The 20,300-nt window shown below is 35.9% G+C and carries 24 protein-coding genes; 19 read left to right on the forward strand and 5 right to left on the reverse strand.

Going from position 1 to position 20,300, the window contains the following annotated elements; all coding sequences use genetic code 11:
* Positions 1-216: 216 nt before the first annotated feature.
* Positions 217-1,152 (reverse strand): heme A synthase, encoded by a 936-nt coding sequence (gene ctaA / locus ABH961_RS12750; RefSeq protein WP_001188735.1) that lies wholly within the window; start codon positions 1,150-1,152, stop codon positions 217-219.
* Positions 1,153-1,648: 496 nt separating this feature from the next.
* On the opposite strand from ctaA, the gene ctaB reads away from it, so the two are divergent.
* The 7 genes from ctaB to ABH961_RS12785 all read left to right on the forward strand — a co-directional run bounded on the left by ctaB (position 1,649) and on the right by ABH961_RS12785 (position 8,788).
* A complete protein-coding gene (gene ctaB, locus ABH961_RS12755) occupies positions 1,649-2,572 on the forward strand; it encodes a protoheme IX farnesyltransferase (RefSeq protein WP_000017546.1) in 924 nt (307 codons plus the stop codon).
* A gap of 93 nt (positions 2,573-2,665) precedes the next feature.
* The gene (gene coxB / locus ABH961_RS12760; RefSeq protein WP_000745278.1) at positions 2,666-3,715 is read left to right on the forward strand and encodes a cytochrome c oxidase subunit II; all 1,050 of its coding nucleotides are present in this window, start codon (positions 2,666-2,668) and stop codon (positions 3,713-3,715) included.
* A gap of 60 nt (positions 3,716-3,775) precedes the next feature.
* On the forward strand, positions 3,776-5,611 hold the full coding sequence (ctaD, locus tag ABH961_RS12765) for a cytochrome c oxidase subunit I (protein WP_170956742.1): 1,836 nt from the start codon (positions 3,776-3,778) through the stop codon (positions 5,609-5,611).
* Positions 5,611-6,234, forward strand: a complete 624-nt coding sequence (gene ctaE / locus ABH961_RS12770; RefSeq protein WP_000557858.1) for a cytochrome c oxidase subunit III — start codon at positions 5,611-5,613, stop codon at positions 6,232-6,234. Before ctaD ends, ctaE begins: the two co-directional genes overlap by 1 nt.
* A gap of 3 nt (positions 6,235-6,237) precedes the next feature.
* Entirely contained in the window at positions 6,238-6,570 is a 333-nt protein-coding gene (gene ctaF / locus ABH961_RS12775; protein WP_000985692.1) for a cytochrome c oxidase subunit IVB, read from the forward strand.
* Between the two features lie 85 nt (positions 6,571-6,655).
* Positions 6,656-7,561, forward strand: a complete 906-nt coding sequence (gene ctaG / locus ABH961_RS12780) for a cytochrome c oxidase assembly factor CtaG (protein WP_000069010.1) — start codon at positions 6,656-6,658, stop codon at positions 7,559-7,561.
* A 228-nt stretch (positions 7,562-7,789) separates the two neighbouring features.
* On the forward strand, positions 7,790-8,788 hold the full coding sequence (locus ABH961_RS12785; protein ID WP_000535797.1) for a formamidase: 999 nt from the start codon (positions 7,790-7,792) through the stop codon (positions 8,786-8,788).
* A 46-nt stretch (positions 8,789-8,834) separates the two neighbouring features.
* On the opposite strand, the gene ABH961_RS12790 is transcribed toward ABH961_RS12785, so the two are convergent.
* Entirely contained in the window at positions 8,835-9,200 is a 366-nt protein-coding gene (locus ABH961_RS12790) for a YugN family protein (RefSeq protein WP_048546108.1), read from the reverse strand.
* 206 nt (positions 9,201-9,406) lie between these two features.
* Here ABH961_RS12790 and ABH961_RS12795 point away from each other — a divergent pair, with 206 nt between their 5' ends.
* From ABH961_RS12795 to ABH961_RS12820, 6 genes are all read left to right on the forward strand, one after another.
* Positions 9,407-10,441 carry a CAP domain-containing protein gene (locus tag ABH961_RS12795; protein WP_048546106.1) on the forward strand — a complete coding sequence of 345 codons (1,035 nt, stop codon included), beginning with the start codon at positions 9,407-9,409 and terminating at the stop codon, positions 10,439-10,441.
* Positions 10,442-10,627: 186 nt separating this feature from the next.
* Positions 10,628-11,071, forward strand: coding sequence for a YlbD family protein (ylbD, locus tag ABH961_RS12800; protein ID WP_001143336.1), 444 nt, complete (start codon positions 10,628-10,630; stop codon positions 11,069-11,071).
* A gap of 11 nt (positions 11,072-11,082) precedes the next feature.
* Positions 11,083-11,328 carry a YlbE-like family protein gene (locus ABH961_RS12805; RefSeq protein ID WP_001200991.1) on the forward strand — a complete coding sequence of 82 codons (246 nt, stop codon included), beginning with the start codon at positions 11,083-11,085 and terminating at the stop codon, positions 11,326-11,328.
* Positions 11,329-11,410: 82 nt separating this feature from the next.
* Positions 11,411-11,983 (forward strand): histidine phosphatase family protein, encoded by a 573-nt coding sequence (locus ABH961_RS12810; protein WP_033657734.1) that lies wholly within the window; start codon positions 11,411-11,413, stop codon positions 11,981-11,983.
* Between the two features lie 116 nt (positions 11,984-12,099).
* Complete coding sequence (locus tag ABH961_RS12815) at positions 12,100-12,549, forward strand: YlbF/YmcA family competence regulator (protein ID WP_000634355.1); 450 nt, start codon at positions 12,100-12,102, stop codon at positions 12,547-12,549.
* Positions 12,550-12,668: 119 nt separating this feature from the next.
* The gene (locus tag ABH961_RS12820) at positions 12,669-12,935 is read left to right on the forward strand and encodes a YlbG family protein (RefSeq protein ID WP_002080814.1); all 267 of its coding nucleotides are present in this window, start codon (positions 12,669-12,671) and stop codon (positions 12,933-12,935) included.
* A 55-nt stretch (positions 12,936-12,990) separates the two neighbouring features.
* Here the strand turns inward: ABH961_RS12820 and ABH961_RS12825 are convergent, their stop codons facing one another.
* Positions 12,991-13,380, reverse strand: coding sequence for a DUF7147 family protein (locus ABH961_RS12825; protein ID WP_000616012.1), 390 nt, complete (start codon positions 13,378-13,380; stop codon positions 12,991-12,993).
* 530 nt (positions 13,381-13,910) lie between these two features.
* Here ABH961_RS12825 and rsmD point away from each other — a divergent pair.
* Both rsmD and coaD read left to right on the forward strand, forming a co-directional pair.
* Positions 13,911-14,477 (forward strand): 16S rRNA (guanine(966)-N(2))-methyltransferase RsmD, encoded by a 567-nt coding sequence (gene rsmD, locus ABH961_RS12830; protein ID WP_001266975.1) that lies wholly within the window; start codon positions 13,911-13,913, stop codon positions 14,475-14,477.
* Positions 14,474-14,965, forward strand: a complete 492-nt coding sequence (gene coaD, locus ABH961_RS12835) for a pantetheine-phosphate adenylyltransferase (protein WP_000200598.1) — start codon at positions 14,474-14,476, stop codon at positions 14,963-14,965. Before rsmD ends, coaD begins: the two co-directional genes overlap by 4 nt.
* Here the strand turns inward: coaD and ylbJ are convergent.
* Positions 14,957-16,186, reverse strand: coding sequence for a sporulation integral membrane protein YlbJ (ylbJ, locus tag ABH961_RS12840; RefSeq protein ID WP_098847189.1), 1,230 nt, complete (start codon positions 16,184-16,186; stop codon positions 14,957-14,959). The genes coaD and ylbJ overlap by 9 nt on opposite strands.
* Positions 16,187-16,299: 113 nt before the next feature.
* Here ylbJ and ABH961_RS12845 point away from each other — a divergent pair, with 113 nt between their 5' ends.
* Together ABH961_RS12845 and ABH961_RS12850 are read left to right on the forward strand one after the other, a co-directional pair.
* Entirely contained in the window at positions 16,300-17,091 is a 792-nt protein-coding gene (locus ABH961_RS12845) for a patatin-like phospholipase family protein (RefSeq protein WP_000662602.1), read from the forward strand.
* On the forward strand, positions 17,084-18,109 hold the full coding sequence (locus ABH961_RS12850) for a SepM family pheromone-processing serine protease (RefSeq protein ID WP_000476311.1): 1,026 nt from the start codon (positions 17,084-17,086) through the stop codon (positions 18,107-18,109). The genes ABH961_RS12845 and ABH961_RS12850 overlap by 8 nt, the downstream gene beginning before the upstream one ends.
* A 24-nt stretch (positions 18,110-18,133) precedes the next feature.
* Here the strand turns inward: ABH961_RS12850 and ABH961_RS12855 are convergent, their stop codons facing one another.
* Positions 18,134-19,375 carry a nucleotidyltransferase gene (locus ABH961_RS12855; RefSeq protein WP_165775555.1) on the reverse strand — a complete coding sequence of 414 codons (1,242 nt, stop codon included), beginning with the start codon at positions 19,373-19,375 and terminating at the stop codon, positions 18,134-18,136.
* A 153-nt stretch (positions 19,376-19,528) separates the two neighbouring features.
* Here ABH961_RS12855 and ABH961_RS12860 point away from each other — a divergent pair, with 153 nt between their 5' ends.
* Positions 19,529-20,029 (forward strand): YceD family protein, encoded by a 501-nt coding sequence (locus ABH961_RS12860; RefSeq protein ID WP_000872150.1) that lies wholly within the window; start codon positions 19,529-19,531, stop codon positions 20,027-20,029.
* A gap of 61 nt (positions 20,030-20,090) precedes the next feature.
* Entirely contained in the window at positions 20,091-20,264 is a 174-nt protein-coding gene (gene rpmF / locus ABH961_RS12865) for a 50S ribosomal protein L32 (protein ID WP_001984764.1), read from the forward strand.
* The last annotated feature ends 36 nt before the right edge of the window (positions 20,265-20,300 follow it).

Genomic DNA, 20,300 nt, shown 5'->3' on the forward strand with positions numbered 1-20,300 from the left:
TAAATGCAGCTCTTTTTTTTCCGCTATTCGCCGGGCAGTAAGACACCCGCCTCAAAATTCAGCGAAAACAAAGATGTTAGATGGGGGATCAACTGCCCATAAAAGTCTGATTGGTGCGGGCTAATAATCAGTGGGGGATGAAGACCCCCACTGATTAAAGTTTCACTTTATTGCAAAAAATACCTTGCCAATTCGGCAAGGTATTTTAATTTAACTTTATTTTGTTTGTTTAGAAGTTGATTCAGCTTCTTTTGCATTCACTTTACTTCGTGTACCTAACATAACTAAATAGCATAGTACAGCAAACAAGCAAGAAATGAATAGTGAATGTAATAATGCCATTACTAAATTAGCATTTGTAAATACGACTAAAATTCCTACGATAGCTTGAAGTGTAACAAGGATAAATGAAATGATCCATCCCCAGTATACGACAGGCTGCTGCTTGTAATGGCGAATAGCGAGAATCATCGCGTATAGTATCCAAGCGAAAATTAACATCGCTGCAACTCTATGTCCCATTTGAACCCATTCATGTAGTTGAGTTGGCATAGGTCTATTTTTGCTACATAAAGGAAAGTCTGGACAGGCTAAGCTAGCTCGTTCGTGACGTACTAAAGCACCTGTGTAGACGACAATATAACTGTAAATTGTTACACCATAAATATGAAATTTCATTTTTTTGTCCATAATAAGTGAACGTGCATCAAATTTTTGATCAATTTCAAAGATAAGACACGTTAATAAAATGACAGAAGCAAATGAAATTAAGGAAATACCGAAATGGATAGCAAGTACAGCTGGCATTTGTCCCCAAACAACTGCTGCCGCTCCCATTAATGCTTGCGCAACTAAAAATACGAAGGATAAAATTGCTAACGTTTTTGTTTCGCGCACATGTTTATAATATTTCCAGGACAAAATACAAAGGAGAGTGACAAGAATTCCTGCTGATCCTGATGTAAGGCGGTGACTTAGTTCAATAATAGTTTCCATTGATAAATTAGATGGAACAAATTCACCGTTACAAAGTGGCCATGATTTACCGCACCCTTGGCCAGAACCTGTTTTTGTAACTAAGGCGCCTCCTAGTAAAACTATTAATAAATCAAGACTCGTAATGACTGCTAACCATTTAATAAAGCGTTGCAATCTATTTCACCATCTTTCTGCTATGAAGTTATTGCGAAATATTTTCATTCCATTATGTATAGAATAAAAAGCGCTAGTTCCTATGATATATAAAAAATAATAAAATAGCAAAGAAATGGCGGGGGCAGACAGGGGAGAGAAAATGGGTGTGGAAATAGGATGTATAAGGGAATTTTTAGGTGAAAAACAGGCTATTTTGAAAAGATATGGGGAGAATACGTGTTAAATATGACAAAAAAGTTTATTATAGAAGGTAACATCATGTTATGATAAGGACAAGTAAGAATTAAGTTTTTATATTCGACACAAAAAGTTCATGTTTTCTTCACAAAATGTTCGGGAAATATGATTTAATATATTGGAGTATGGGCGTAGATTAGTAGTAGAATGGATTAACAATATTTCTACTGTAATAATATTGCTATATAGAAGCGAAATATTTCATTCGAAATAGGCGCAAAAAGAAAGATGAAAGTTTTAAGAGGGGGTTAAAGTGATGAGCCATGCAACAAGTGAGCTGCATGATGAGTCAGCTGTTACAAGTGTACCGGAAACAACTCGGCTACAAGATTTATCAGCGCTCGTTAAAATGGGGATTGTAAACTCAAATACACTTACTGTATTTACAGGATTTTGGTTGGCATTACATTTTAATGGATTAAGTGTGATGGACAATCTGGATAAGTTATTCTTTACAATCGTTGGTTCTGGATTAATTATGGCAGGGGTATGTTGTTTAAATAACTACATTGATCGAGACATCGACCCGTTAATGGAAAGAACAAAAACCCGTCCAACAGTTACTGGGAAGTATAAACCGGGATTTGCACTTACATTTGGACTAGTTATATTACTTCTTGGATTTGTATTTTTATTATTAACAACACCAATGGCAGTATTAATGGGATTTATTGGTGCTTTCACATATGTTGTCTTATATACGTTATGGACAAAGAGAAAGTATACACTAAATACTGTTGTAGGTAGTATATCTGGAGCAGTTCCACCTTTAATTGGATGGGCAGCAATCGATCCATCTTTAGGCCATCCAATTGCTTGGATGTTATTTTTAATTATGTTTATTTGGCAAATCCCACATTTCCTCGCATTAGCGATGAAACGTGTTGATGAATATCGAAATGCAGGAATTCCAATGCTTCCTGTAGTTCATGGATTTGAAATTACGAAACGCCAAATTATGATTTGGACAGTATGTTTATTACCACTACCATTTTATATGAGTGGACTAGGGATAACATTTATGGTAATTGCAACATTGTTAAACATCGGATGGATCGTTTTAGGATTTTATGGCTTCCGTAAGCAAGATGACATCAAATGGTCCGTACAAATGTTTGTTTATTCCCTAAATTATTTAACAATCTTATTTGTATCAATGATTGTAGTTACATTCTTCTAAGACAACGACATAATTGGATTTCTTTACGTTGAGATTTACTTTACTTAACTATAAAGTACAATCTAATTCACAAGGAAAGTGGGGGTTGTTTGTATGAAGAAACAGTGGCGACTGCTTTCGTTCGTTTCACTGCTGGCTTTACTGTTAGGGGGATGCGGTAAAGCCTTTCAATCTACTTTAATTCCGCAAGGAGAAGTAGCAAAAATGCAATATGATTTGCTCTTACTAGCAACTGCGATTATGGTAGGAGTAGTACTAGTAGTTACTATTATTTTCTTATATGTAATTGTGCGTTTCCGACAAAAGAAAGGTCAGGAAGATTATATTCCTGAGCAAGTTGAAGGGAATCACAAACTAGAAATTATTTGGACAGTTATTCCGATTATTCTTTTGTTAATCTTAGCTGTTCCGACGGTTACATATACATTCAAACTTGCTGATGTAAGTGCGATGGAGAAAAAGAATATTGATAAAGATACTATCGTTGTTGATGTAACAGCGAATCTTTATTGGTGGGAATTTTCTTATAAATCAGAAAAAATAGTAACTTCTCAAGATTTAGTCATCCCCACAGGTAAGAAAGTGTATTTGAATTTGAAGGGTGCCGATATTAAACATTCGTTTTGGGTTCCATCTTTAGCTGGGAAAATGGATACAAATACAGACAATGTGAACAAAATGTGGTTAAAGGCAGATAAATCGGGCACTTATAATGGTTTTTGTACAGAATTTTGCGGCCCATCACATTCTTTAATGCAATTCAAAGTGAAAGCTTTAGATGAAAGCGAGTACAAAAAGTGGCTTGCTGATATGAAGAAGATTGATGGGAAGAAAGAAGTAGCTTCAACAAAGGCGCAAGAGGGCCAAGAAATATTTAATAAAAGCTGTATTGGTTGTCACGCAGTTGGATCTAATGATAGTAGACCACCTTCCGCTCGTATCGCACCAAACTTAGCAAACTTTGCGGATCGCGATATGGTTGCCGGTATTGCCGAAAACAATGAAGAAAACTTAAAAAAATGGCTGAAAGATCCTGAAAATATGAAACCAGGAAATAAAATGACTGGTAAATATGGCAACTTAACGGATGATCAAATTGATGCATTAAATGCATACTTACAAACGTTAAAAGTTGAAAAGTAAAGAGGGATTATTCGCGAAGGGGAGGTTGAAAACGTGAGTTCTGTAGCAAAAAAACAGGGGATGGGTGCTGTCATATGGGATTATTTAACGACAGTAGACCATAAAAAGATTGCCATTCTCTATTTAATTGCAGGTGGATTGTTTTTTATAATAGGCGGAATAGAAGCTCTATTTATTCGCCTTCAATTAGCGATTCCTAACAACGCTTTTCTTGTTGGGGATGCTTATAATCAAGTATTAACGATGCACGGTACAACAATGATTTTCCTCGCAGCTATGCCACTCGTGTTTGCATTTATGAACGCCGCTGTACCACTTCAAATTGGTGCACGTGATGTAGCGTTCCCGTTTTTGAATTCACTCGGATTTTGGTTATTTTTCTTTGGTGGAGTATTTTTAAATTTAAGTTGGTTTTTAGGTGGAGCACCTGATGCAGGCTGGACATCTTATGCATCTTTAGCTTTAGCCTCTAAAGGCCATGGTGTTGATTTTTATGTACTCGGCTTGCAAATCTCCGGTATTGGTACATTAATTGGAGGTATTAACTTCCTTGTAACCATTATTAATATGCGTGCGCCAGGAATGACGTATATGCGTATGCCGATGTTTACATGGACGACATTTGTAACATCTTCTCTAATATTATTCGCTTTTCCGCCGTTAACTGTAGGATTAGGACTTTTAATGTTAGATCGTTTATTTGGAACAAGTTTCTTTAATCCAGCATTGGGCGGGAATACGATTATATGGGAGCATTTATTCTGGATTTTCGGTCATCCAGAAGTATACATTCTTATACTCCCAGCTTTCGGAATATTCTCAGAAATCTTCGCGACATTTTCGAAAAAACGATTATTTGGTTATTCGTCGATGGTGTTTGCGACAGTATTAATTGGATTCTTAGGATTTATGGTATGGGCGCATCATATGTTTACTGTTGGACTTGGTCCAGTTGCAAATGCTATTTTCTCAGTTGCAACAATGGCGATTGCAGTACCGACCGGTATTAAAATATTCAACTGGCTCTTTACGATGTGGGGAGGAAGTATTCGTTTTACGACACCGATGATGTGGGCAGTAGCTTTCATTCCATCATTCGTAATGGGTGGAGTTACAGGTGTTATGCTAGCATCTGCACCAGCGGATTATCAATTTCATGATAACTATTTCGTAGTAGCTCACTTTCATTATGTAATTGTCGGCGGTGTTGTATTTGGTTTACTTGCAGGAGCTCATTATTATTGGCCACTGATGTTTAATAAAGTATTGAATGAAACGTTAGGAAAGATAACATTTTGGCTATTCTTTATCGGTTTCCATTTAACGTTCTTCATACAGCATTTCCTTGGTTTAATTGGTATGCCACGTCGCTACTACACATATCTTGAAGGCCAAGGGTTGGAAATGGGGAATATGATTAGTTCTATTGGAGCGGTATTTATGGCTCTTGGAACGATTGTTCTTCTATTCAATGTAATTAAAACGACAGTTTCAAAAGAAAAGGCTGGTCGTGATCCATGGGATGCACGTACATTAGAATGGACAATGCCAGCACCAACACCAGAATATAACTTTAAACAATTACCATTTGTTCGCGGGTTAGATCCGTTTTGGATTGAAAAACGTGAAGGGAATAAAGAGATGACAGCGGCGGAACCAATTGGTGATATTCATATGCCAAATCCATCGTTTTCACCATTTATCATTTCTTTAGGATTATTTATAGCGGCATTCGGTGCAATGTATATGCAGGGTGGAAAAGATAAGTTTTGGTTATTAGTAGCAATTATCGGTTTAATCATTACATTTGGTACAATGTTCCTACGTTCAGTAATCGATGATCATGGATATCATATTCATAAGGAAGATTTAGAAGATAAGGGGGGCAAGGCATAATGCATGTAGATGAAAAATTAACGAATGAAACATTTCCAGCAGAGCCTGAAAAAGCAACCCTTGAGGGAAAAAATAAGTTCGTCGGTTTTTGGTTATTTCTTGGAGGCGAAACAGTATTGTTCGCTTCCTTGTTTGGCACATATTTAGCGTTAAAGAATTCTACAAATGGTGGACCAACATCTCAAGAGATGTTCCAAATGCCACTCGTTTTCATTATGACGATGCTTTTATTAACGAGTAGCTTAACGAGCGTATATGCGATGTATCATATGAAAAACTTTAACTTTAAGAAAATGCAACTTTGGCTATTAGTAACAGTGTTGCTAGGTTTAGGGTTTTTAGCATTTGAGATATATGAGTTTTATCATTATACGCATGAATTTAAGCATACTATGAGAAGTAGTGCATTTGGTTCCGCGTTTTATGCTCTTGTTGGTACACATGGTCTCCACGTATTGTTTGGATTATGTTGGATTTTAACATTAATCTTTAGAAATGCGAAGAGAGGTCTAAATTTATACAATGCACCGAAGTTTTATGTTGCATCGATTTATTGGCACTTTATTGACGTAGTTTGGGTGTTTATTTTCACTGTAGTATATTTGATGGGAATGGTGGGATAAACAATGGCGATAAAGCAAATGAATAATCCTAAAGTTGATCTTGTTTATCGGAAGAGAAAAAGTGCGGAGGAAATGAAGCATCAAGTTATTACATTTGCATTAATGATTTTTTTAACATTAGTTGCATTTGCAGCAGTCGCATATCCGAAAACTTTTAGTCCGACTTTCTCAGTACCATTTATTTTACTATTAGCAGTGGTACAAGTAATTTTTCAATTGTATTATTTTATGCATATGAGTCATAAAGGACATGAAGCGGCAAGTTTCTTTCTTTATTCTGGTCTGTTGATCGGGTTAATTACAATTTTAGCTTTTATGACAATTGTGTGGATTTGAAAAGTGAAGAATAAGGGAGCTTGTGTCGTCACAGCTCCCTCTTCATGTTATGTGAAAGGATAATCTTAAGAAGGTAGGTGTGACAATGAGTAACTTGTGGATATTTGGTTTTCAAGCTCTATGGAGTCCAATCTTTTTACTATTTATGCTTTCGATCCTTATCGGGTACTTTTTAATTATTGGGCCATATAGAATGCGATTTGAACATGCGAAAAAGGTAAGTAAGAAGCAAGTTTTTTATTTTACGACCGGGATTGTTCTTTTGTATTTTGTAAAGGGAGGGCCTATTGATTTAATTGGTCATATTATATTTAGTGCACATATGTTTGAAATGGCAGTTATGTATATTGCAGTTCCACCGTTATTGTTGCTTGGTATACCAGTTTGGTTATATCGTTATATTACTTCTTTTAAGTTCGTTCAAATTATATTGAAGATATTTGCTAAGCCACTTATTGCATTGTTTGTATTTAATGGCCTGTTTTCTTTTTATCATTTACCAGTTGTTTTTGATACAGTAAAACAAAGTCAAATTGCTCATCCTATTTGTCTCGCTATATTGTTCTTTACCGCAATCATGATGTGGTGGCCGATGCTAAATCCATTACCAGAATATCAAACGTTAAGTGATATAAAGAAACTGGGTTATATGTTTGCTAACGGTATATTATTAACGCCAGCTTGCGCGTTAATCATTTTTGCGACGGCGCCATTATTTGCAACGTATACGGATCCGGCTGCTTGGATGAAGGCGATGGAACTATGTGTACCAGCGGGAACTTTATCTGATTTAAATATAACTGGACCAGAATTTTTACACTGGATGCCAGTCGTACAAGATCAACAAACAGGTGGCATCATTATGAAAATTGTCCAGGAAATAGTGTACGGTACGATTATTGGTTATGTATTTTTTAGGTGGGCACGTAGAGAGCGTGAAAAAGATAAAGAGCAGTTGCAACAATTACCGCCATATTTACAGACTAAGTAAAAAAGTGTATGGGTTTCCATACACTTTTTTAGTTTTAGTAAACTATAAAAAGATTGAATTTTCAATTTATTCATGTTAAGTTAGTGTAGGCATGTACTAAAAGTGGATATAAGATTTACTACTAGCTTTAATACGTAATGATTCCATGTGTAGTGCAAGTTTTTTAGAGAGTTACAAATTTATATTGTTATCTTTAATAAACAAGAACTATTTTAAGGGGGAATTTAAATGGGTAGTAGTGGAAGTATGGTAAAGCCAATTAGTGGTTTTTTAACAGCATTAATACAATATCCAGTACCGGTAGTAGAGTCACGTGCAGACATTGATAAACAAATTAAACAGATCATAAAAACAATTCATTCAACTAAATCAGGGTATCCTGGATTGGAATTGATAGTATTTCCAGAATATAGTACACAAGGGCTTAATACAAAAAAATGGACTACAGAAGAGTTTTTATGTACAGTTCCTGGGCCAGAAACAGACTTGTTTGCTGAGGCATGTAAAGAGTCTGAGGTATATGGTGTTTTTTCTATAATGGAAAGAAACCCTGATGGTGGAGAACCGTATAATACAGCAATAATTATTGATCCACAAGGTGAAATGATTTTGAAGTATCGTAAGCTAAATCCTTGGGTGCCAGTCGAACCTTGGAAAGCTGGAGATTTAGGCTTACCTGTTTGTGATGGACCTGGAGGAAGTAAATTAGCTGTTTGTATTTGTCATGATGGTATGTTTCCTGAAGTAGCTCGTGAAGCAGCTTATAAAGGTGCAAATGTCTTGATTCGTATTTCTGGATATAGCACACAAGTTAGTGAACAATGGATGTTAACTAATCGTTCGAATGCATGGCAAAACTTAATGTATACATTGTCAGTGAACTTAGCGGGTTATGATGGGGTATTTTATTACTTTGGTGAAGGACAAGTATGTAATTTTGATGGGACTACTTTAGTGCAAGGACACCGAAATCCTTGGGAGATTGTTACTGCCGAAGTATATCCAGAGCTAGCAGATCAGGCTAGATTAGGATGGGGTCTCGAAAATAATATATATAATTTAGGTTCAAGGGGATATGTAGCGACTCCTGGAGGGGTGAAAGAAAACCCGTATACGTTTGTAAAAGATTTAGCTGAAGGTAAATATAAGGTTCCTTGGGAAGATGAGATTAAAGTAAAGGATGGAACTATTTATGGGTATCCAGTCAAAAAGACGATTCATTCTTAAGTAAGATAAATAGAAAAAGCGCATCACTATGATGCGCTTTTTCTATTTACTCAATGATTTGGAACTCTTTTAACTCTTTTTCGATATTTTGTAGGAGTTGTTCGCTTTTTTGAAGTACATTCGTTGGGAAAGTTTCACCATCACCATATTCAACGCCGTGAGGATAATAATGTTTTCCTAATAAGGGAGGAAGTAGCTTTATTTCAGCGTGTCTGCTACCAACATCACCTTCAACAGCCAAACCTTGTACGCGCAAATAATAAATATCATTTAATATTTCAAATTTATAATCGTATGTAACTCGTTCATAATCCCACTGTCCAGCAAGTACAAAATGGTTCTTTTCCATAATCTCTGTTAATAGTGTTAAATCCACGACTGCCCCATTAAATTTCGTATTTTTAAATTGCATATAATACCTCCTCTTTTCATGTCACATCATTATTTTTATAATAGTATGAATAGTAAGAAAGTGCAATTCATATTGAGAGAAAAGGTAGAATCCAGACTTTTTTTGCGAAAATATGATATAGTGAAAAGAGTACGGTACACACAAAAAAGGAAAGAAAAGGATTTGTGTATATCTCAATTTTATGTTTTGTGCAGGAGGTATATCGATTGAAGAAATTATTGCGTATCGTAATGATTACATTTTTAATTTTAGCTGTTGATTTATACGGGAAATTACTCGTTTCACAATATATATTAACCCCATCTCAATCAAAGCAAGAAAATAAAATTGTGAAAAAGAAAAAACAAGTAAATGAAGACTCTTCCGATACTGTTTTAAATATGATTGGTGGGGATTCTGAAAATTTATTAGCAAAATGGGGCGAACCATCTCGAATAGAGCCATCTGCTTACGGATATGAATGGTGGGTATATAATCAAGATTTAACTAAGTATGTGCAATTTGGAGTTGCAGAACGAAAAGTTGTAACGGCGTATGTTGCTGGTGAGCAAGTTAAGGTGCCGCCTTATTATATAAATGAAAAGTATGAAGAAGTGTATAAAAAGAATCCACTCTCGCATGAGATTTCGTTAAAAAGAGGGAAACATAGTTATCAATTTGAGTTATCTGACACGGAAGTGATGGAACAACCATTAATACCTGTAGAAGATGGCTGGGCACAATTATATTTTGATCATTTTACACATGAGCTTGTTGGTGTTCGTTATATGGATGATGAAACGTTATTACGCCAAAGACCGTATCAGCTTGTTTATTCGGGTGAATTACTAGCTGAACAACCATTGACTCCAGATAAAATGAAACAAATAGAGAATGGGAATATGCAACAAATTTTTGATTTAACAAATATTATTCGAAGTCGCCATAAGTTACCGCTGTTAGCTTGGGATCAACAAACAGCAGAGGTGGCTATAGGGCATAGTAAAGATATGAAGGATAATAATTACTTTTCACACGATTCACCTACACTAGGTACGTTAGGAGATCGTTTACAGCGCGGGAAAGTAGGGTTTCAACTTGCTGGTGAGAACATAGCGGCGCAACATAGTGATGGAATTGCGGCGGTGCAAGGTTGGTTAAATAGTGAAGGGCATAGAAAGAATGTATTAAATGAACAATTTACAGGATTAGGTGTTGGGGTATACGATAAGTTTTATACACAAAACTTTATTCGAAAATAAAGTGAAATTTTAAGTTGGGTAGGGGAAACCTCACGTTTAAGTACTTCGTATTCACTGAAGTGTAGGTCGGAATCTTACCGTATGCAAATAGCAGGATAAAAAGGTGCATGAATCGTCTAAAAATAGGCGAACCATGTGCCTTTTTTTTCTTACTATATAGTAGATATACATGAAGAGGTGAGGATTATGCCAACAACAAAAGGGCCGTTACATCCATCGGTTCAACAGTTTAAAGAGTTTGTAAACCATCACCCTAAAATGGTTCATGAGGTTAGAAGTGGTCACAAAACTTGGCAACAGTTTTATGAAGAATGGTACTTACTTGGTGAAGAAGACCCGATATGGGCAACTTTTAGGCCTGATGGAGCGCCAGCTTTTTCTTCGGTAAAAGAAAATAAACAAGAAAAAGAAAAAGATAATCGAACTGAAGAGGAAAAAACTGCTGATGTGATGGGACAAATGCTTTCTTTCTTTAAAAAGCTAGATGTGGAACAGATGCAACACCATTTAGCTAATGTGACGAGTGCTATTGGTAGTGTGCAACAAGTTTTTCAACAATTTCAAGGGAAGCCCGCGCGGCAAGAAGAAAGTACTTCCGAAAATAATCCATTTTTCTTTCAGAAGGATTAGGGGGAAAGCGGATGAGAGCGGAAATTATGGAGTTTATAAAGGCTGATGAGGATTTATCTCGCTATATTAGGGAGCAACCGTACTGGTATAGAAAACTAACGCGAAACCCTGAAGAAAAAGAGGCATTTGAGTTAGCGGCTATGCAGCATTTCAAAAAAACGATACCAGATAAAGTTGAGAAATTTCAAAACCAATTGGCAGTTGCCTCCATTATGATCGATATGTTTCAGTATATGAAGCAGCAAAATACAACATAATTGGAAGGGAAAACTATGTCCGTCATGCAGAACTTTTGATACAATAGAAGCGGATTATTTAAAAAGGAGTTGCAGCATGAGCATGACGGAAATTTGTTTAGTACGACATGGACAAACTGATTGGAATTTTCAAGAGATTATTCAGGGACGTGAAGATATTCCGCTTAATGAAGTGGGAAAGAAGCAAGCAAGTCAAAGTGCAGTTGCTTTGCAAGCGGAAGCATGGGATGTAATTATAAGTAGCCCATTAATTAGAGCGCACGAAACAGCTAAGGAAATTGCAGGGGCTGCAGGATTGCAATCGATTTTATTAGATGAGCGATTTGTTGAACGTAATTTTGGTGAAGCTTCCGGGAAGCCGGTTGCGACTGTTAGGGAGCTAATTGCAGAAGGTAAAGTAGAAGGTATGGAGCAAGATGAAGAGATTGTAACTCGTTGCTTTGCTGCTATAAAAGATGTTGCAGAAACCCATTCTGGCAAACGTATTATCATTGTAGCTCATTCACATGCGATAAAAGCAATTTTACATGCAATTGCACCGGAAGATATTTCGTTTAAGACACCATTAAAAAATGCATGTATTAGTTATGTGAAAGAAAATAGTGGGAAATGGGATGTTCTGAAATATAATATTGCGGAACATATTAATGTATAAGTATGTGCTGGGATTATACGGAAAATAGTTAGAGTGATATCTTTCTGTTTAGTGAGACACTTCAATTAGTAGTTCTATTCTAAATGTGGTATGATGAATACTCGGAGGTGTCTCTCATGATTGTAGCGACGCTGGAAAGCGTATTGATATTAGATAAGGCAGAGCAGCTTGCAAAAGCGATTATCTGTTCAGATATAGCAGAAGACTATCGTAAGTGTTATAAAGAATTGCATGAAGATATGGAAGTTCAGACGTTAATTCAGCAATTTACAGCGATGAAAGAACGATATGAAGAAGTGCAACGTTTCGGTAAATACCATCCTGATTATACTTTCGTTTCGACGAAAATGAGGGAGTTAAAGCGTTCTGTAGACTTACATGATAAGGTTGCAGCTTTTAAACGAGTAGAAACAGCTTTGCAAAAGTTGTTAGATGAAGTTAGTGTAGCAATCGGTTCTGAGGTGTCTTCTTCCATCAAAGTTCCAACAGGAAATCCATTTTTTGATGCTGGTGGCTGTGGTGGCGGTTGTGGTACCGGCGGAGGTTGTGGCTGTAAAACGGGGTAAATCACCCCGTTTTTTAGAAGGTAGAAGAAAACATATACAGAGTTTGTCCTGTAATGTCATAAATTTCTGATTGGTTTTCATAAAATATATGTTTTTAAAAGGAGAAGATGGAGAAGATTATGTTCGGGCAACGACAAAGTATGATTGTTTATTTACATTCATTGAAACATGCCAAGATTTTAAGGAAATATGGTAACATACATTACATATCAAAACGCTTAAAATACGCAGTAGTATATTGTGATATGGAACAAATTGAGCATATGATGCAAAAGTTGAACAAACTTCCTTTTGTGAAGAAGATAGAACAGTCGTACCGCCCGTATTTAAAAACGGAATTTGAAAATTCACGTCCTGATCGGGCAAAAGAATACGATTATAGTTAATAGAAAAAATCCCCTGCTAATTTTAGTAGGGGATTTTTTTACTTGAAATAACATTTTATTTCATTGGAGGAATGAAATTATTCATTCGTAAAATACCAATTAAATGATTGAAAAACAGTTCTTTTTCTGGGAAAGTTGTGGATGGTTTTACCGTAAAGGTAGTCACTTTTCTTCCTAGTTGTTCTGCCGTTTCTTCAAATAAAATGACGCGTTTACTTTTTTTATTTTCAAGTACAGGAATGCCTTCACGACATATGTATAATGGTTGGAAATCACCAGTAGTAGTTGGTTTTAATATTACAACAAGTGAGCACACTTTTTTTTCATTTTTAATCGTTTCAAATTGTAACATATGTGTTATACGTTCTTGATTTGCTTTGGCAATTTCAAGTAATTCATATAAATCAGAGTAGCCTTCTCCGAGTTCTATAAAGCGTTGAATCATATTTTTTCCTCCTCTTTCTTTTATTTACTGTACCATCTCACTTTTTAAATGAAAAGTAGACAAAGAAAAAAAACCCTGCAAAGCAGGGCCCTTCTTATACTAGCATGTACTAGTAAGAAGGCAAAGGGAGAGGAGAAACCGGAGGAAGAACTTATGGGGAAACGTAAGTCTTCTCCGCGGTTGGCAACAACATCGAAGGTGATGTTGTTATAATTATTTATGTCCAATCTAAATGAAGATATACATCATGAAATTAAATTTTATGTTTGGCTTTTTATTTTTCTTTTTTTTATTTTATGATAGGATAAAAAAGATAAAGTGAAACGAATATACATAATGGGTTCGTGTTAGCGCATGGTGAGATGAATACATAAAAATGCAGAGCGGTTATTTTAAGCCAAAGTTCTCCTATTGTTCGTTGAGAAATGAATGGAAAATTTCATGGAATAGTATAGTTTGGTAGCGGTTACCGAATGGAGAAAGGTTTTCTATAATTGCTCGATAGATTGAAATAAAGGTAGTGACAACAGATGAGAGTAGTTTCAGGAAAATGTAAAGGGCATCCACTAAAAGCGGTGCCAGGTAATACAACACGTCCAACGACAGATAAAGTGAAAGAATCAATCTTTAATATGATAGGTCCTTATTTTGATGGTGGTATCGCTCTTGATTTATTTGGCGGTAGTGGTGGTCTTGGAATCGAGGCTATAAGTAGAGGGATTGATAAAGCAATTTTTGTTGATCGAGATAATAAAGCGATAAAAGTAATCCATCAAAATTTAGAAAGTTGTCGAATACAGGAACAAGCTGAAGTATATCGAAATGATGCAGAACGTGCGGTAAAGGCTCTTATAAAACGTGAAATATCATTCGATCTTATATTAATTGATCCTCCATATAAAGATCAAAAAATTGTATCTTTAATTAGTGTGATGGATCAACATGGATTGCTACATAGAGATGGATTAATTATGTCAGAGCATGGTAATGATGTGGTTTTACCTGATTCTATAGGGAGTCTTGTAAAAGTAAGAGCTGAAAATTATGGGATTACAGCAATATCGATTTATAAGTATGAAGGTGAGGGGACGGAATGACTAGTATAGCTATTTCTTCGGGAAGTTTTGATCCAATTACCCTTGGGCATCTGGATATTATTAAAAGGGGAGCAAAAGTATTTGATGAGGTATACGTAGTAGTTTTAAACAACTCGTCAAAAAAACCGTTCTTTTCAGTTGAAGAGCGCTTAGATTTAATTCGAGAAGCAACAAAGGATATCCCGAATGTAAAAGTAGATTCACATAGTGGACTACTAGTGGAGTATGCGAAAATGCGTAATGCAAACGCGATTTTGCGTGGGTTACGAGCGGTTTCTGATTTTGAATATGAGATGCAAATTACTTCTATGAATCGAAAATTAGATGAAAATATTGAAACCTTTTTTATTATGACAAATAACCAATATTCATTTTTAAGCTCGAGCATTGTAAAAGAAGTTGCGAGATATGGAGGAAGCGTAGTAGATCTTGTACCTCCTGTTGTAGAACGTGCTTTAAAAGAAAAGTTTCAAACCCCGTTAAAGTGAACGGGGTTTTTCTTTGTTGCTACGAAAAAATAATAAGATAACATATACATATAAACAAAATAAAGTAAAGATCGGTCCATAGTGTACAAAAGATGTCCAAATTTCTTGCAGTATAGAAGAATGATTCGATAAAAATACGGGGATATCTTTTTGCATAGGTGAAAAAGAGCTTACTTTTTCATAAAATGGTTTCCAAAATATAAAAGTAAAAATAGGAGCCAGAATACTTTGGATAATTCGTGCGAAAAAATAGGGCTTAAATCGGATGTCTGTTTCAGCTAATATGCTAGCAACTTGTGCCTGAATAGAAAGGCCGCTAAACGCTAAAATAAAGCTTGTTACCATAGCTTGCTGCAGGAGGGGTGTTTCATTTATTTGACTAATCATTTGGCTACCGAGTGTCATTTCAAAAATGCCTGATAAGATTGGAATACTAAATTCTGTAGTTAATTGGAAGAATGATAAAATATGTTGCATAATAAAAGAAAGTGTTGCTGTAATATGAAATACAGTAATCATTTTATTTAAAACAGAGAATAAAATAATAAATCCACCAATCATAAGTAACGTTTGAATAGAAGAAACGATAGCGTCCCCAAGTAATTTTCCTAATGGTCTTTTTTCTTGCATGCGCGTCTCGTGTAGGACTGAAAAAGGGTTTTGAAAAGGACGTTTTTTAGTAGGATGTTGATCCTTCGTGGAAATATTGTTATTGCCGTAAAAACGCATCAATAACCCGACGGCAAAGTTACTTAAATAATGTGCAGCAGCTAATACGATTCCTAATTTCGGATTATTGAAAAAACCGATAGAAACAGCTCCAAAAATAAAAAGTGGATTAGATGAGTTTGTAAAAGATACGAGGCGTTCTGCTTCGATTTGTGTTAGCTGATTACTTTTACGTAGTCTAGCGCTTAATTTGGCGCCAGCAGGGAATCCAGAAGCCATTCCCATTGCCCAAACAAATCCGCCTATCCCTGGAACGCGAAAAAGTGGTCGCATGAGTGGTTCTAATATAACACCTATAAATTTTACAACACCAATACTAATTAGAAGTTCCGCAATGATGAAAAACGGTAAAAGTGAAGGGAATACAACTTCCCACCATATATTTAACCCTCGAATGGAAGCTTGCAAAGCAGCTTGGGGGTGAAGTACAAGAGAAAAGGTTAAAAACAGTGTTGATATGGTAAGAAAAGCCGTTTTCCATTTTTCATACATGTAAGTAAATCCCCCTTTGTCCCAAAAAACGTTCATTTCAGTATACGTGGATACGTAGTGCATTTAGACCATAAGTATGAAAAAGGAATGAAAAAAATTAAAGGGTGAGAAAAATGAAAGAACCGAAAATTGGTTTAGCTCTTGGATCTGGGGGCGCAAAAGGGTTTGCGCATATTGGTGTTATAAAAGTTTTAAGAGAAAATGGTATACCGATTCATATGATTGCAGGAAGTAGTATGGGGGCTTTAGTAGGTACGTTTTATGCAGCTAGCTCAAACGTTGAAAGGTTGTATAAACTGGCAAATGTTTTTAAGAGGAAATATTATTTAGATTTTACAGTTCCGAAAATGGGATTTATTGCTGGAAAACGTGTCAAAGATATGATTAAAATGTTTACATATAATAAAAATTTAGAAGAGTTAGATATCCCGACGGCTGTTGTGGCTACTGACATCTTGAAGGGGGAAAAAGTAGTTTTTACAAGTGGTCCTGTTGCAGAGGCTGTGAGAGCTAGCATATCTGTACCTGGAGTATTTGTACCAGAAAAGATAGATGGACGATTATTGGTGGATGGCGGAGTGATTGATCGCATTCCAGTATCGGTTGTGAAAGAGTTAGGTGCCGATATTGTTATTGCTGTTGATGTATCGCCGATTAAAGTGAATGGAGAGGTTACGTCTATTTATGATGTAATTATGCAGAGTATTGAAATTATGCAACATGAGCTGGTGATGAATCGACAAATTGCATCGGATTTAATGATGCGACCAGCTGTAGAACAATTTAGTTCACGTGCTTTTACAAACATTGAAGACATTATTCGAGTTGGAGAAGTAGAGGCGGAAAAACATGTTGCAAATATTTATTTATTAATTGAGCAGTGGAAGGAGAAACATAATGTTTAAGCGTTTTCGGTTTATATATGCAATTTTAATAGGGGTTATATTGGCGATGTTACTTGTTTACGTACGTTTACCGTATTATGTAACAAAACCAGGAATGGCGGCCAAATTAGAGCCTTACGTTCAAGTTGAGGGTGGAACGAAAGAATCCGGTGATTTTATGCTTGTTACGGTTTCAATGGGACCAGCAAATGTGGTGAATTTAATAGCGGCACAGTTTAATAAATATACACATATTTCGAAAGCGGAAGAAATATTGCAAAAAGGTGAGAGTGATGAAGAATATCAATTTCGCCAAAATTATGCCATGAAAGATTCGCAAAATGCAGCAATCTATAATGCGTATAAACGTGCAAACCGTACTGTTTCTTTTGAAAATAAAGGTGTATTGGTTGCAGGAGTAGCGAAAGGGATGCCGTCAGAAGGAAAGCTTAAGCTTGGAGATGTCATCATAGCTGTCGACGGAAAAACATTTGAAAAGACGGAGCAATTTATTGAATATATGACAGGGAAAAAAGAAGGGGAAGCAGTAAATATTGAGTACAAGAGAAATGGAAAACAGTTAAAAGAAAATTTAAATGTAAAGACCATTCCGAATGGAAATGGGCGTGTTGGTATAGGGGTTTCTATCGTTACTGAAAGAGAATTAATGGTAGATCCGAAAGTGAAAATTGATTCTCATGAAATAGGCGGACCATCGGCAGGCCTAATGTTTACATTAGAAATATATAATCAACTTGTGGAAGATGATTTAACAAGAGGGCATGAAATAGCTGGAACAGGGACGATAAATGAAAAGGGAGAAATTGGCCCGATTGGTGGTATTCAGCAAAAAGTGGTTGCTGCAAGTGATGCTGGTGCTGAAGTGTTCTTTGCGCCAAATGAAAAAGGTGCGGAGAAATCGAATTATAAAGATGCGCTTGAGGCTGCGAAAGATATTAAAACAAAAATGAAAGTTGTACCAGTTGATACGCTGGATGATGCATTGCTGTATTTGGAAAAAATGGGCGAGAAAAAATAAACCTCTCTGAAAAAGAGAGGTTTTTTATAGAAATTTTGCAGTTGTTTCATCATAACGAATTGGATGGTGTGTTGCATCTTGTTTTAGTAGTTGTGTTCGTAATGGTTCTTGCATGATGGAGAAATATACAGAATTGGCTTTTCGCTCTATATGTAAAGTAGGATGGTCAAATGTTTTTGTATGGGTAAGGATGGGAAGTTCTATTTTTTTCTTGTTTTTTGAAAGGTAAGTTTGTCCTTTTTGTGACATGCCTAGTAGACGAATGTACGGTGCATGCTGCTCTATATTTGCGCTATGTATTTCTTCTTTTGTTGTATTTGTTAAAATGTGTGTACAAGCTCTTTGTAATCTAGTCCATGTATAACGCTTCGTTTTTAATGCTTCCATGAATGAATGGAAGGAGGAACTGTTTTGTATTTTTGATAAAATACGATGCTCTAAACCTTCTTCTATTTCATATATATGTCGTAAGTCTTCTGGAGACATCGTCATGAGTTTGTATTTGAAAAATGAAAAGTATTGTTCCCAATTATGTAATATCCCGTAGTTTTGTTTGTAACTTGCTAAAAGAGAAGCAGTCGCTTTTGGGATAAAAGGCTCAATTTCTGTAAAAGAACTATTTTCGCTAAAAAGTTTTTTACGAATACTAGTTGCGCTTGCAATATGTTGGTCGCTAAATGTTTCATCATGATAATGAGATGCGAATCTTTTTATCGTTTGTGCTTGCATAGAACTATTTTGTAAGAAAATTGATTTCATGTATTGGAATCCTAATATGTTATTCGGTTGTGACATGTCTATGTTTTTTTCGGATGGTAAAATGTGTAGGAAGGCTTCAGATGTAGCTTTTGCGTAACTGTTACCTGCATTCATAAATTGCTTTACAAGACGATTAAAAGTATCTTCTTCATTTTTTTGCACAGAGATGGTGTTATGAAAATTTTCAATCTGCCCATCTTCACTACCGAAACAAATTTCAGAAACACGCAGGGCGTTTAAAATAGAAATAGCGCCATTTGCAAAGGTTTCAGCCTTTTGTGTTGAGAAGGCGTATGGAAGCTCTACAACAAGGTCTACACCGCATGATAAGGCCATTTTGGTACGATACCATTTGGATATGAGTGCTGGCTCACCACGCTGTAAAAAAGGGCCACTCATAACAGCGATTGTAATATCGGCGTGTGTTAACTTTTTTGTTTGTTGCACATGATAATCATGACCGTTATGAAAAGGGTTATATTCAACAACAATACCACTGGCTTTTATGGTAATCTCTCCTTTCGATGTAGCATCTTTTTCAAAAACGTGATACTCTATATATTATTTACTATGATGACTTCATTATAGTGTAAAGAAAAAACATTGACAAATATAAAATGGCTAGCTATAATTTTGTTTGTTGCCTTGAGGTGATATGATATGAAATGGTCCATCCATCAATTGAATAAATTGAGAAATAAAGGATTGACATTGGATGAGATGGTAGATGTAAGTGAGCTACAAGAGGTCGAGAAAGATATTCGTGAAATTAATCCTGCTCATGTAACAGGAAGAGTTGATTTTGGCTCCGGTAAGTTTACGTTCCATCTACATATAACTGGAAGCATGGTTTTACCATGTTCTCGCTCTTTAGTAGATGTGACATTACCATTTGACATTAAAACAACTGAGGTGTTCCAAACTTCACAAGAAGAATTTGAAACTGAAGCTGAAATTCATTGTTTAGAAGGAGAAGTACTTGACTTACTGCCCGTAATCAAGGAAAATATACTTTTGGAGATTCCAATGCAAATTTTCAGTGATGATGTTTCTGGTGGAGCACCGATGCAAGGTCAAGACTGGCAAGTGATTTCGGAAGAAAACAAAGAAAAGACTGTTGATCCACGATTAGCAGGACTTGCAAAGTTTTTTGACAAATAATCGGAAGACTGGTTTAGGCCTTCATATGAAAATAACTATTTCTTTTAAGGAGGTGGGAAGAATGGCTGTACCTTTTAGAAGAACTTCTAAAACAGTAAAAAGAAAGCGTCGTACGCATTTCAAATTATCAGTACCTGGTATGGTAGAGTGCCCAAGCTGTGGTGAAGCGAAATTAGCTCACCGTGTATGTAAAGCATGCGGTACTTACAAAGGTAAAGAAGTAATCAGCAAGTAATTGCGGGAAAATAAACGTAGAAGATATCTTCTGCGT

This window comes from Bacillus sp. RC251 (genome assembly GCF_044908765.1).
GTDB lineage: Bacteria > Bacillota > Bacilli > Bacillales > Bacillaceae_G > Bacillus_A > Bacillus_A wiedmannii.